A 13,548-nucleotide genomic window follows, 5' to 3' on the forward strand; every position below is an offset into this window, starting at 1 on the left:
GTTGGTTTCCATTTTGCGCACCTTGTTAGCAAAAGGGCGTGACGGCTTCAATTGTCATGAATGGCTGCTTCCTGCCAAACACAGAGCGGGTTATGCGCCGACACAGGGTCTTAGCGGACCTCCGGATAGAGTTTCGCCGAGACCGGCAGGAAAGCGGCTCCCTTGCGCGCCAGGAAGGCGCAGAACGCCCCGATGGCTGGCGTCACGACGCGGTCGCTGCGCACCACCGAAAACCATTGGCGGCGAATTGGCATCCCCACCACATCGAGCACCGACAGCCGTCCGGCCTGGACCTCGAAGGCTATGGTGTGGGCGGAGATGAAGGCAACGCCCAGTCCAGCCATCACGGCCTGCTTGATCGTTTCGTTGGAATCCATCTCCGTTCCCGGCTGCTCCAATCGCCCGGGGATGTCGCCGAGAAACCGTTCGAACGACATGCGCGTGCCCGAACCCGGTTCGCGCACGATGAAATGCTCCTTCGCGATCCTGGCTTTGGTGATGTCGCGCGCCCGTGCCAGCGGATGATCGGGGGCGGCCGCGATGATCAAGGGGTGGTCGCCGAATACTTTGGCCTCCACCGGCAGGTCCGGTGGCGGTCGCCCCATCAGCGCAATATCAAGGACATGGTCTTTTAACTTTGCAATGGTTTCGGCCCGGTTGCCGATCACCAGCTTCAATTCGATATCGGGAAATTCCTTCTTGAAGCCAGCAATGATCTGCGGAGCGAAATACTTCGCCGTGGAGACCGCGCCGACGATCAAATGCCCTTTCCTGATACCCTTGACGGCATCAATCTCCTCCTGGAGCAGGCGCAATCGCTCATCGATGGCGTGTGCCGCTTCGATGAAGGTCAAACCTGCGTCAGTCGGACGCACGCCTTGCGGAGCGCGTTCGAAAAGCTGAATTCCGGCCTCTTCTTCAACCTGTTGAAGCTGTAACGTCACCGCCGGTCCGCTCAGTCCCAACGCCTTGGCAGCATTGATGATTTTCCCCTCTCGGTGGATGGCCGAGATGATGCGAAGATGACGGAGCGTGATGTTGCGCATCTGCTGAAGTAAGCAGAACTTATCTCGGTCGTAAATAGATTAAAGTTTACTAACCCATATCGGGCTGTTCCAACCGTCTTCAGATCTGCGGCGGCAATCGCGGGATCGGGAGGGGAAAATGAGCAATCCGACACTCGAGGCCTTTTTGGCGTCGCACGAACAGCAAGGGCATGATGGCGACGTTCTCGCAACAGTGGCGGCGCTGGCTGGTGCCGCCCTTGCGATCAACAACGCCATCCGCTCTGGCCCTCTGGGGGCCGCCTTTGGCGGCACCAACGCAACGGTCAACGCGGACGGCGATACCCAAAGGCACCTGGACCTTCATGCCGATGAGATCTTTCTGGAAGCCATGCGCCGGGCGCCGGTGCGGTGCGTCGCCTCCGAAGAGCGGATCGCGCCGGTCGCACTCGACCCAGAAAGCCGCATCGCGCTGGCCATCGACCCCCTGGACGGCTCGTCCAACATCGACGTCAACGTGTCGATCGGCACGATATTTTCGCTTCTCCCAGCGACTGGCGCGCCCGGCATCGACCCGGCCGCCTTTTTTCTCCAGCCAGGCAGCAGCCAGCTCGCAGCAGGCTTTTTCGTTTACGGACCGCAGCTGGTTCTGGTTCTGACGCTTGGCCACGGCACCCACGCCTTCGTCTTCTCGCCAGAACTTGGCACCTTCGTTCAGACCCATGAGAGCGTGGCAGTGGCCGAACGCACCCAGGAGTTCGCCATCAACGCTTCCAACTACCGCCATTGGGAAGAAGCCGTGCGGCTCTATGTGGATGACTGCCTGAAGGGCGAGGAAGGTCCGCGCGGCAAGAACTTCAACATGCGCTGGATCGCCTCGCTTGTCGCCGATGTCTATCGCATCCTGATGCGGGGCGGCGTCTTTCTTTATCCCGCCGATAGCCGTGCCGGTTATGCGAGCGGCCGGCTGCGGCTCGTCTACGAAGCCAACCCCATAGCGATGCTGGTGGAGCAGGCCGGCGGACGCGCGACCAATGCGCTTTGCAGCATCCTCGACATCATTCCGACCGGCCTTCACCAACGCGTGCCGCTCGTCTTCGGCTCCGCCAGGGAGGTCGAGCGCGTTGCCCGCTACCATACCGAGCCAAGCGCGATAGCCGAGCGTTCACCGCTGTTTGGCAACCGTGGCCTATTTCGGGCCTGATCAGGGAAGCACAAGATGTCGGCCAAGCACCCCATCATTTCGATCACGGGCTCCTCAGGTGCCGGCACCACGTCGGTCAAGCGCATCTTTGAGCAGATCTTCCGTCGCGAAAATGTCGATGCCGCGTATATCGAGGGCGATGCATTCCACCGCTACGATCGCGCGGCGATGAAGGTGAAGGTTGCCGAGGACGAGAAAGGTGGCAACCCCTACTTCACCCATTTCAACGCCGAGGCCAACGAACTCGATGCGCTCCAGGAGGTCTTCGAGGCGTATGGGTCGAGAGGCACCGGCCGCACGCGAACCTATGTTCACGATGAAGCGGAAGCAGAGCTCTATGGCTGCGAGCTCGGCACATTCACACCCTGGCGCGAGTTCGCCCCAAGTGACCTGCTCTTCTATGAGGGCCTGCATGGTTGTGCCGTCACCGAGAGGGTCGATCTGGCCAAACACGCTGACCTCAAGATTGGCGTCGTGCCGGTCATCAACCTTGAATGGATCCAGAAGATTCACCGCGATCGCTCCACGCGAGGCTATTCGACCGAAGCCGTGGTGGACGTGATCCTTCGGCGCATGCCCGATTATGTGCGCCACATCGTGCCGCAATTCTCAAAGACGGACATCAATTTCCAGCGCGTGCCGATCGTCGATACCTCCAATCCATTCGTCGCCCGCTGGATCCCGACACCTGACGAATCGATGCTGATCATCCGCTTCGCCAACCCGCGCGGCATCGATTTCCCCTACCTGCTTTCGATGATCCACAACTCGTTCATGTCGCGCGCCAATTCGATCGTCGTGCCGGGCAACAAGCTCGACCTAGCCATGCAGCTGATCCTCACACCGCTGATCATGCAACTGATCGAACGCAAGCGCCGCGCCAACTGAGGAAGCTGAGATGAACCAGATCGCGATCGACAACCCCGCCCCCGCCAAGGCCGATGAACAGCTGATGGCGAACGCCATCAGGGCGCTCGCCATGGATGCGGTTCAAAAGGCAAATTCCGGCCATCCCGGCATGCCGATGGGCATGGCCGATGTTGCCACCATCCTGTTCAATCGCTTCCTCCAAATCGACCCGTCGCGTCCCGATTGGCCCGACCGCGACCGTTTCGTTCTGTCGGCAGGCCATGGCTCGATGTTGCAATACGCGCTGCACTATCTGCTCGGCTACGAAGACATGCCGATCGAGGAGTTGCAGCGCTTCCGACAGCTTGGCAGCCGCACCGCCGGGCATCCCGAATACGGCCATGCCCTTGGCATCGAAACCACGACAGGTCCGCTTGGCCAGGGCATTGCGACGGCGGTCGGCATGGCATTGGCCGAGCGCATGCTTGCCGCCCGGTTTGGTGCCGGTCTCGTCGACCACTACACATATGCCATCGCCGGCGATGGCTGCCTGCAAGAGGGGATGAGCCACGAGGCGATTGACCTTGCCGGCCATCTCGGCCTGGCGAAATTGATCGTGCTGTGGGACGACAATCGCATCTCCATCGACGGTCCGACCTCGCTGGCGACGTCGATGGACCAACCGATGCGCTTCCAGGCCGCCGGCTGGAGCGTGCTTTCGATCGACGGCCACGACCTGGAGGCAATCGCGGCGGCGCTGAAGCAGGCACGGACGTCTGACCGGCCGACGTTGATCGCTTGCCGAACCACAATCGGAAAGGGCGCGCCGAACCTGGGCGGTTCGGAAAAAACCCATGGCGCGCCGCTCGGCGAGGCCGAAATCGCCGCGACACGAACAAACCTTGGTTGGGATCATCCACCCTTCGAGATCCCCGGCGAAGTCTTGCGCGCCTGGCGCACCGCGTCGGCACGCGGACAAACCGCGCGTGCGGCGTGGGAGGCGCGGCTTGCCGCTTCGCCGCGCCGCCGGGAGTTCGAAAGTGCGGTGGCTGGCGACCTTCCCGAAGCCCTCTTCGAGGCGCTGGAGGCCTTCCGCCAGCAGCATTTCGACAAAGCGACCAACTGCGCCACCCGCAAGGCCTCTGAATTGGCCCTGGGTGTCATCAACGAGGCGACGCAGCAGACCGTCGGTGGATCGGCGGACCTTACTCATTCCAACTTGACCATCACCAAGGGCATGGCTCGCGTCTCACCGGGCGACTTTTCCGGCCGCTACATCCACTATGGCATCCGCGAGCACGCCATGGCGGCGGCCATGAACGGCATGGCGCTGCATGGCGGGCTTGTCCCTTATGGCGGGACGTTTCTGTGCTTTGCCGATTATGCGCGCGGCGCAATGCGGCTCTCGGCGCTGATGGGCCAGCGCGTCATCTATGTGATGACCCACGATTCCATCGGACTTGGCGAGGATGGGCCGACGCACCAGCCTGTCGAACATCTGGCGATGCTGCGTGCCACGCCCAACCTCAACGTCTTCCGTCCAGCCGACATCATCGAGACAGCCGAATGCTGGGAGCTGGCGCTAAGATCAAAGCACCGGCCGAGCGTGCTGGTCTTGTCGAGGCAGAACCTGCCGATGCTGCGCACGAAGGCTCCCGAAGCCAGCCGCTCCGCCAAAGGGGCTTACCTCATGCGCAAGCCCGTCGGCCGGCGTGATGTGACGCTGATTGCCACCGGTTCGGAAGTCGAGATCGCCCGCGCGGCCGCTGACTTGCTGCTGGAGCGCCATCATATGCGGGTTGCCCTGGTTTCCATGCCCTGCTGGGAACTCTTTGAAGAACAAGACGAAGCCTATCGCGCCGAGGTTCTGGGAACAGCCCCGCGCATAGCCGTCGAGGCGGCGGCGCGCCTTGGTTGGGACCGCTGGATTGGTGAAGGTGGCGCCTTCGTTGGAATGACCGGCTTTGGCGCCAGCGCACCGGCGGCGGAGCTTTACAGGCATTTCGGGATCACAGCCGAGGCGATTGCCGCGGCCGCTTGTGCAGTTGTTCAGAAGGATTGAAGCCTTGACCGTCAGAGTTGCCATCAACGGATTTGGCCGCATCGGCCGCAACATCCTGCGCGCCATCCACGAATCCGGCCGCAAGGATATCGACGTCGTCGCCGTCAACGACCTCGGCCCGGTCGAGACCAACGCGCATCTGCTGCGTTACGACAGCGTGCACGGCCGCTTCCCGCATGAAGTGACTGTCGATGGCGACCAGATCACAGTCGGCAAGGAAAAGTTCAAGGTCACCGCGATCAAGGACCCGACGCAGCTGCCGTGGAAGGAACTCGGCATCGACATCGCGCTCGAATGCACCGGCATCTTCACCGCCCGCGACAAGGCCGCCGCGCATCTGGCCGCCGGCGCAAAGCGCGTCATCGTCTCGGCTCCGGCCGAAGGCGCCGACCTCACCGTCGTCTACGGCATCAACCACGACCAGTTGACCAAGGACCACATCGTCATCTCGAACGCGTCCTGCACCACCAATTGCCTGGCGCCGCTGGCTGCCGTGCTGCACGAGACCGTCGGCATCGAAAAGGGCATGATGACGACGATCCATTCCTACACGGGCGACCAGCCGACGCTGGACACCATGCACAAGGATCTCTACCGCGCCCGCGCCGCCGCTTTGTCGCAGATCCCGACCTCGACCGGTGCCGCCAAGGCGATCGGCCTGGTGCTGCCCGACCTCAAGGGCAAGCTCGACGGCATTTCGATCCGCGTGCCGACCCCGAACGTCTCGGTCGTCGATTTCAAGTTCATCGCCAAGCGCTCGACCACCGTCCAGGAAATCAACGACGCGGTCATCGCCGCCTCCAACGGCAAGCTCAAGGGCATCCTCGGCGTCACCCATCATCCGAACGTCTCGATCGACTTCAACCATGATCCGCGCTCCTCGATCATGGCACTCGACCAGACCAAGGTGATGGACGGCAACTTCGTTTCGGTGCTGTCCTGGTACGACAATGAATGGGGTTTTTCCAACCGCATGGGCGACACCGCGGTCGCTGTTGGGGGCGTGCTTTGAAGCCCCTCCCCGACATCCGCACCACTGACGTTGCCGGCAAGACCGTTCTCGTTCGCGCCGACCTCAACGTGCCTCTAAAGAATGGCATGGTGGCCGATGCCACCAGGATAGTGCGCTTTGCTCCAACTGTGAGGGATCTGCTGGCGCGCGGCGCCAAGGTTGTCGTCATGACGCATCTTGGCAGGCCCGACGGTGACGCCAATCCCATCTATTCGGTGAGGCCGGTAACAGGGACGCTGTCCAGCGAAGTCGGCCGCGAAGTCGTGTTCGTCGCAGACTGTGTCGGTGCCACTGCCGAAAAGGCTGCCAGGCATCATCAAGACGGCAAGGTCCTCCTGCTCGAAAACCTTCGTTTTCATAAGGGCGAGGAGGCCAACAGCCGCAATTTTGCATTGCAGCTCTCGGTCAACGGCGATCTCTTTGTCAATGACGCCTTTTCGTGCGCTCACCGCGCGCATGCTTCGACCCACGCAATCGCGCAAATCATGCCCGCCTACGCCGGCCCGTCCCTGCTTGCCGAAGTCGCCGCACTGACTGCCGCCCTCGACGCGCCGGGAAGGCCGGTGGCCGCTCTGGTGGGAGGTTCCAAGGTCTCGTCCAAGATACGGGTGTTGAAGAACCTGATCGGCAGGATGGATCACCTGATCATCGGCGGCGGCATGGCCAACACATTTCTGGCTGCAAGCGGATACCGTGTGGGGCGATCCGTCTACGAACCAGACTGCGTTTCGATCGCCCGCGACATCATGGAGGCTGCGGCGGCTAACGGTTGCCGTATCCTTTTGCCCAGCGACGTGACCGTGGCCAAGATGTTCGAGGCAGAAGCTCTGGCCACTATCGTCCCCGTGGCAGCTGTTCCTGACGAGGCAATGGCGCTCGACGTTGGTCCAAGGACAGTCGCAGACATCAAGGATGTCCTGAACGCCTGCCGCACCCTGCTGTGGAATGGGCCGCTGGGCGCGTTTGAGATGCGGCCATTTGGAGACGCCACATTCGCTGTCGCGCGCCACGCAGCGGCACTGTCAAAGGCCGGACAACTCGCCACCATCGCAGGCGGCGGCGACACGGCGGCCGCGCTGTCGTTGGCGGGCGTTGCCGACCAGATCACCTACCTTTCGACCGCCGGTGGCGCCTTCCTGGAATGGCTGGAAGGCTGCCGCTTACCCGGCATCGAAGTGCTGCGCAAAAGAGTCGAAAATTCGGAGACCGTCTGACATGGCCAAGATTACACTTCGACAGCTGCTCGACCACGCCGCTGAACGTGACTACGGCGTTCCAGCCTTCAACATCAACAATATGGAGCAAGGTCTCGCCATCATGCAGGCGGCAAAGGCCTGCGACGCCCCGGTTATCATCCAGGCCTCGCGCGGGGCTCGCGCTTACGCCCATGACATCATGCTCTCGAAGATGATGGAGGCTTTGGCGGAAATCTATCCCGACATCCCGCTTTGCGTCCATCAGGACCACGGCAACAACGAGGCCACCTGCCTGACCGCGATCCGCCACGGCTTCACCTCGGTCATGATGGACGGATCGCTCCTGGCCGACGGCAAGACGCCGGCGAGCTATGACTACAATGTGGAGATGACGGCAAGTGTTGCCGAGATGGCGCATGCGGTCGGCGCTTCGGTGGAAGGTGAGCTCGGTGTGCTTGGGTCGCTGGAAAGTGGCCATGGCGAGGCCGAGGATGGGCATGGCGCGGAGGGCGCGCTCAGCCACGATCAATTGTTGACGGATCCCGAGCAGGCGGTCGACTTCGTCATGCAGACGAAGGTCGACGCGCTGGCGATCGCCTGTGGCACAAGCCACGGCGCCTACAAGTTTTCGCGGCGGCCTGACGGCGACATCCTCGCCATGCATGTCATCGAGGCCATCCACCAGAAACTGCCAAACACGCATCTGGTGATGCACGGCTCTTCTTCGGTGCCGCAAGAACTGCAGGACATCATCAACAGCTATGGCGGAGAGATGCCCCAGACCTTCGGCGTGCCGGTGGAAGAGATCGTGCGCGGCATCCGCCACGGCGTGCGCAAGATCAATATCGACACCGATTGTCGCATGGCCATGGCCGCGCAGTTCCGCAAGGTCGCGGTCAGCAATCGCGCCGAGTTCGACCCTCGCAAATTCCTCAAGCCGGCCATGGATGCCATGCGCGATCTGTGCCGCGAGCGCTTCGAGGCCTTTGGCTGCGCCGGCAATGCCAGCCGGATCAAGGTGATGCCCTTGGACGAGATGGCCAGGCGCTACGCAACGGGCCTGCTCGACACGCAAGTGGCAGCCAGCAGGGCTGCCTGAAGCACCAATTTTTGATGGAAGGATCTGAACGATGACCGCACAACCGACGGAGCTGAGAGGCAAGGAACGCTATCGCGCTGGCGTCCTCAAATACGCACAGATGGGGTATTGGAACGGCGACTACGTGCCCAAGGATACCGATCTGATCGCGCTTTTCCGCATCACGCCCCAGGACGGCGTCGATCCGATCGAGGCCGCGGCCGCCGTTGCCGGCGAATCGTCGACTGCAACCTGGACCGTGGTCTGGACCGACAGGCTGACGGCGGCCGACCAGTACCGGGCAAAGGCCTATCGGGTCGATCCGGTGCCGGGGCGGCCGGGCGAATATTTCTGCTACGTCGCCTACGACCTGATCCTGTTCGAGCCGGGGTCGATCGCCAACCTGACGGCCTCCATCATCGGCAACGTGTTTTCGTTCAAGCCGCTTATGGCGGCGCGGCTGGAAGACATGCGGCTGCCCGTCGCTTATGTGAAGACCTTCAAGGGACCGCCAACCGGCATCGTGGCCGAACGCGAGCGGCTGGACAAGTTCGGCCGTCCGCTTCTGGGGGCCACCACCAAGCCGAAACTCGGGCTTTCAGGCAAGAATTACGGCCGCGTGGTCTACGAGGGCCTGAAGGGTGGGCTCGACTTCATGAAGGACGACGAGAACATCAACTCGCAACCCTTCATGCACTGGCGTGACCGGTTCCTCTACTGCATGGAAGCCGTCAATCGGGCAGCCGCCGAAACCGGCGAGATCAAGGGACACTATCTCAACATCACGGCCGGCACGATGGAGGAGATCTACCGGCGTGCCGAGTTCGCCAAGGAACTGGGATCGTGCATCGTCATGATCGACCTGATCATTGGCTACACGGCAATTCAGTCGATCTCGGAATGGTGCCGGAGCAACGACATGATCCTGCATCTGCATCGCGCCGGGCACGGAACCTACACCCGCCAGAAGAACCACGGCATCTCGTTTCGCGTCATCGCCAAGTGGATGCGGCTGGCCGGCGTCGACCACATCCATGCCGGCACGGCCGTCGGCAAGCTGGAAGGCGACCCGATGACGGTCCAGGGCTATTACAATGTCTGCCGCGAACTCAAGAACGAGGTCGACCTTGCGCGCGGCATCTTCTTCGAGCAGGACTGGGCCGACACGTTGAAAGTCATGCCTGTGGCCTCTGGCGGCATCCATGCCGGCCAGATGCATCAATTGCTTGAATTGTTCGGCAACGACGTCGTGCTGCAGTTCGGCGGCGGCACGATCGGCCATCCAATGGGAATCCAGGCGGGCGCAACCGCAAACCGCGTTGCGCTGGAAGCCATGGTGCTTGCCCGCAACGAGGGCCGCGACATTGCCGCCGAGGGCCCGGAGATACTTCGCGCGGCGGCCCGATGGTGCAAACCCCTCGAAGCCGCCCTCGATGTGTGGGGCAACATCAGTTTCAACTATCAGTCCACCGACACGTCGGACTTTGTCCCCACCCCCGCCACCGCCGTCTAGGGAGCACGATCATGCGCATCACACAGGGCACTTTTTCCTTTCTGCCGGACCTCTCGGACGAGCAGATCTGGGCGCAGATCGAATATTGCCTGCGCAACGATTGGGCGGTCGGCGTCGAATACACCGACGACCCGCATCCGCGGAATATATTCTGGGAGATGTGGGGCAACCCAATGTTCGACCTCAAGGATGCGGCCGGCGTGATGATGGAGGTCCGCGCCTGCCGCGAAGCCCATTCAGACAGCTACATCCGCGTCAATGCCTTCGATTCCTCGCGCGGTTTCGAGACCGTGATGCTGTCCTTCATCGTCAATCGGCCGAAGGTCGAGCCCAAATTCGTGCTCACCCGCACCGAGGCCAACAGCCGCGTGCAGCGCTATTCGATGAAGGCTGCACTTTAAAAGCCGAGGAGAGGAGCATCCATGATTGCCGCGCAGACAGTCGCAACGGCACAGCCGAGCGTGGACCTGGCCGCCGACTTCCGCGAGTCAGGGGTGGCCGAGATTCTGGCGGAGCTTGATCGCGATCTGATCGGTCTCAAGCCGGTCAAGCAGCGTATTCGCGAGACGGCAGCACTCCTGCTCGTCGATCGCGCCCGCAGCCGGCTGGGGCTTTCGACGCAGACACCGACCCTGCATATGAGCTTTACGGGCAATCCAGGCACCGGCAAGACGACGGTCGCGCTCAGGATGGCAAGTCTGCTCCATCGGCTTGGTTACGTGCGCAAGGGCCATCTCGTCTCGGTAACGCGCGACGATCTCGTCGGCCAGTATATCGGTCATACCGCGCCGAAGACAAAGGAGGTGCTGAAGAAGGCGATGGGAGGCGTGTTGTTCATCGACGAAGCTTACTATCTCTACCGTCCAGACAACGAGCGCGACTATGGCCAGGAGGCCATCGAAATCCTGTTGCAGGTGATGGAGAACCAGCGTGACGACCTTGTCGTCATCCTTGCCGGCTACGCCGACCGGATGGAGCGCTTCTATCAGTCCAATCCCGGATTTCGCTCGCGCATCGCACACCACATCGACTTCCCGGACTACGAGGACGCAGAGCTGCTTTCCATTGCCCAGACGATGCTGGCCAAGCAAAATTATGTGCTCGACGAGGAAGCGACGGGGGTCATGGCCGCCTACATCTGCGCCAGGCGCACGCAGCCGCATTTCGCCAATGCGCGCTCGATCCGCAATGCCTTGGACCGCGCCCGGTTGCGTCACGCCAATCGTCTTTTCGAGACATCGGTTGGCCCGGTGACCGCGCAGGACATGTCGACCATCCGTGCCGATGACATCAGAGCCAGTCGAGTGTTCTCGACGCCAACAGCCGCGGAAGGTCCGACAACGTGAAACAGACGATCATTGCCCCATCGGTCCTCTCGGCCGACTTCTCGCGGCTGGGCGAGGAAGTCGAGACCATTGCCGCGGCAGGTGCCGATTGGATCCATCTCGACGTCATGGACGGGCACTTCGTGCCCAACATTACCTTCGGTCCTCCCGTGATCAAGGCGATCCGCAACCGGACGAACAAGGTGTTCGACTGTCACCTCATGATCACGCCCGCTGATCCCTATCTTGCAGCCTTCGCCGACGCAGGCTGCGACATCATAACGGTCCACGCGGAAGCCGGAGTGCATCTCGACCGATCGCTCCAGGCCATCCGCGATCTCGGCAAGAAGGCCGGCGTGTCGCTCAATCCGTCGACGCCGGTGGAGGTTATCGAATATGTGCTGGATCGTCTCGATCTCGTTCTGCTGATGACGGTCAACCCAGGGTTCGGCGGCCAGGCCTTCATTCCGTCGGTGGTCGAGAAAGTGAAACGGGTGAAGGCGATGATCGGTGATCGACCGATCGACATCGAAATTGACGGCGGGGTGACGTCGCAGACCGCACCTCTCGTCGCGGCCGCCGGCGCCAACGTCTTGGTTGCGGGCTCGGCCATCTTCAAAGGCGGGACGGCCGCGGCATACAGCGCCAACATCGCTGCTATTCGCCAAGCCGCCGATGCGGCTTCGTGAGACTGGCGCCATGAAGGCGAGCCCGGCATTCGCGGACCTGCCCCTGCGGGCAGTCTTCTTCGACCTCGATGGAACGCTTGTCGATTCAGCTCCTGATATGGCCGCTGCCGTCAATGAGCTGATGGCGCAATACGGACTGGAGCCGCACTCGCTCGAGGCAGTGCGTGGCATGATCGGCCATGGCGTCGAGAAACTCATCGAACGAGCATTCGCGGCACATTCGGTCTCGCTTGGCTTGAATGATCGAAATGCAAGCCACGCGAGGATGAATGAAGTCTATGGTCGCCATCTCACCCGATTGACGGCGTTGCGCCCCGGAGCCGACAGAGCGCTGACCGCGGCTCGCAAGGCGGGAATGCGGAGCGGCGTCGTCACCAACAAGCCGGAAGGCTTCTCACGCATTGTGCTGGCGCATTTCGGCCTGTTGAACGAACTGGATGTGGTGATCGGCGGCGATGCTGGCTACCTGAAAAAACCTGCTCCCGATATGCTTCTGGCTGCCTGCCAGGCATGCGACTGCAGCAGCGCGCATGCGGTTATGGTGGGTGACAGTCTTGCCGACGTCGGAGCCGCCAGGGCTGCCGGCATGCGCTCCATCATAGTGCGCGGTGGCTATGCCGAACTGGCGGCCGAAGCTCTCGGCGCTGACTGCGTTGTCGACTCGCTCGACCAGCTGGAACCGGTTTTCCTGAGGTCAAAAAGGGTAGTGTAATGGCTATTCGAGCGCTTGTCTTCGATGTTGATGGCACGCTCGCGGAGACTGAAGAGCTGCACCGTCAATCTTTCAACCAGGCTTTTGCCGAGGCCGGGCTTGGCTGGGTCTGGGACCGTAGCCTGTACACCGACTTGCTCGGCACTACGGGAGGGCGCGAGCGCATTGTTTCGTATGCCCAGATGGCGGGACACAATGTCGACCCAGATCTTCTGCACGCACGAAAAACGGAAATTTATAACGTCAAGATCAACGAAGGCCTGGTCAGCCTCAGGCCCGGCGTGGCGGAGCTGATTGAGCATGCCACACAGGAGGGGGTGATGCTCGCGATCGGGACGACGACCAGCAGGCAAAATGTGGTGTCGCTCCTTCATAGCACGCTCGGCCCAAGGTCCCTGAATCTGTTTTCCAGCATCCGTACGGGCGAGGACGTGCGCGCCAAAAAACCTGATCCTGAAGTCTATAGGCTGGTGCTATCTGACCTTGGTCTAGGGGGTTCCGAATGTCTTTGCATCGAAGATTCCAGGAATGGACTTATGGCTGCTCGTGCGACCGGCATGCGCACGGTCATCACGGCCAGCCTGTTTACGTCTCACGATGACTTCAGCGGTGCCGATCTCATCCTGCGCAATCTGGCGATGCCATGGTCATCGGCTGAGTTCAAACCTTATACGTCGATGATGGACCAGCCTCTCGACGTGAGCCGCCTTCTGAGGCGCGCCGGAGGAAAGTCCGGCAGTCGGCGAACGGGCGCTTCAATATCGCCAACGTCGTCGAGCGGACCCGGACCGGCACCCAAGTGATGTTGGCGAGACCGGTAACTTCTCTGGGGTGATCGCGGCCACGATTTGTTAGCGTGGACTAGGCCATCAACGTCCCCTTGTTCAAGGAGACAACGATGGCG

The 13,548-nt window shown here is 61.7% G+C and carries 13 protein-coding genes; 12 read left to right on the forward strand and 1 reads right to left on the reverse strand.

What is annotated here, in order from left to right; all coding sequences use genetic code 11:
- Window positions 1-110: 110 nt before the first annotated feature.
- On the reverse strand, window positions 111-1,046 hold the full coding sequence (locus BLS48_RS32165; protein WP_038655233.1) for a LysR family transcriptional regulator: 936 nt from the start codon (window positions 1,044-1,046) through the stop codon (window positions 111-113).
- A 118-nt stretch (window positions 1,047-1,164) separates the two neighbouring features.
- Between BLS48_RS32165 and BLS48_RS32170 the strand changes: the two genes are divergently transcribed.
- The 12 genes from BLS48_RS32170 to BLS48_RS32225 are packed head-to-tail and all read left to right on the forward strand — an operon-like array spanning window position 1,165 to window position 13,447.
- Entirely contained in the window at window positions 1,165-2,208 is a 1,044-nt protein-coding gene (locus BLS48_RS32170; RefSeq protein WP_091586311.1) for a class 1 fructose-bisphosphatase, read from the forward strand.
- 15 nt (window positions 2,209-2,223) lie between these two features.
- Window positions 2,224-3,096 carry a phosphoribulokinase gene (locus BLS48_RS32175; RefSeq protein ID WP_038655236.1) on the forward strand — a complete coding sequence of 291 codons (873 nt, stop codon included), beginning with the start codon at window positions 2,224-2,226 and terminating at the stop codon, window positions 3,094-3,096.
- 10 nt (window positions 3,097-3,106) lie between these two features.
- Window positions 3,107-5,119, forward strand: a complete 2,013-nt coding sequence (gene tkt, locus BLS48_RS32180) for a transketolase (protein WP_038655239.1) — start codon at window positions 3,107-3,109, stop codon at window positions 5,117-5,119.
- 4 nt (window positions 5,120-5,123) lie between these two features.
- A complete protein-coding gene (gene gap / locus BLS48_RS32185; RefSeq protein ID WP_038655537.1) occupies window positions 5,124-6,131 on the forward strand; it encodes a type I glyceraldehyde-3-phosphate dehydrogenase in 1,008 nt (335 codons plus the stop codon).
- Window positions 6,128-7,345 (forward strand): phosphoglycerate kinase, encoded by a 1,218-nt coding sequence (locus BLS48_RS32190; RefSeq protein WP_051727015.1) that lies wholly within the window; start codon window positions 6,128-6,130, stop codon window positions 7,343-7,345. Before gap ends, BLS48_RS32190 begins: the two co-directional genes overlap by 4 nt.
- A gap of 1 nt (window position 7,346) precedes the next feature.
- Window positions 7,347-8,426 carry a class II fructose-bisphosphate aldolase gene (gene fba, locus BLS48_RS32195; RefSeq protein ID WP_038655242.1) on the forward strand — a complete coding sequence of 360 codons (1,080 nt, stop codon included), beginning with the start codon at window positions 7,347-7,349 and terminating at the stop codon, window positions 8,424-8,426.
- A gap of 31 nt (window positions 8,427-8,457) precedes the next feature.
- Complete coding sequence (locus BLS48_RS32200) at window positions 8,458-9,918, forward strand: form I ribulose bisphosphate carboxylase large subunit (protein ID WP_038655245.1); 1,461 nt, start codon at window positions 8,458-8,460, stop codon at window positions 9,916-9,918.
- 11 nt (window positions 9,919-9,929) lie between these two features.
- On the forward strand, window positions 9,930-10,319 hold the full coding sequence (locus BLS48_RS32205) for a ribulose bisphosphate carboxylase small subunit (protein ID WP_038655249.1): 390 nt from the start codon (window positions 9,930-9,932) through the stop codon (window positions 10,317-10,319).
- Window positions 10,320-10,340: 21 nt separating this feature from the next.
- Window positions 10,341-11,264, forward strand: coding sequence for a CbbX protein (cbbX, locus tag BLS48_RS32210; RefSeq protein WP_051727016.1), 924 nt, complete (start codon window positions 10,341-10,343; stop codon window positions 11,262-11,264).
- Complete coding sequence (gene rpe, locus BLS48_RS32215; RefSeq protein WP_038655253.1) at window positions 11,261-11,932, forward strand: ribulose-phosphate 3-epimerase; 672 nt, start codon at window positions 11,261-11,263, stop codon at window positions 11,930-11,932. The genes cbbX and rpe overlap by 4 nt, the downstream gene beginning before the upstream one ends.
- A 10-nt stretch (window positions 11,933-11,942) precedes the next feature.
- The gene (gene gph / locus BLS48_RS32220; protein WP_038655256.1) at window positions 11,943-12,644 is read left to right on the forward strand and encodes a phosphoglycolate phosphatase; all 702 of its coding nucleotides are present in this window, start codon (window positions 11,943-11,945) and stop codon (window positions 12,642-12,644) included.
- Complete coding sequence (locus BLS48_RS32225; protein ID WP_084791871.1) at window positions 12,644-13,447, forward strand: HAD-IA family hydrolase; 804 nt, start codon at window positions 12,644-12,646, stop codon at window positions 13,445-13,447. The genes gph and BLS48_RS32225 overlap by 1 nt, the downstream gene beginning before the upstream one ends.
- Window positions 13,448-13,548 lie beyond the last annotated feature (101 nt).

This window comes from Mesorhizobium qingshengii (assembly GCF_900103325.1).
GTDB lineage: Bacteria > Pseudomonadota > Alphaproteobacteria > Rhizobiales > Rhizobiaceae > Mesorhizobium > Mesorhizobium qingshengii.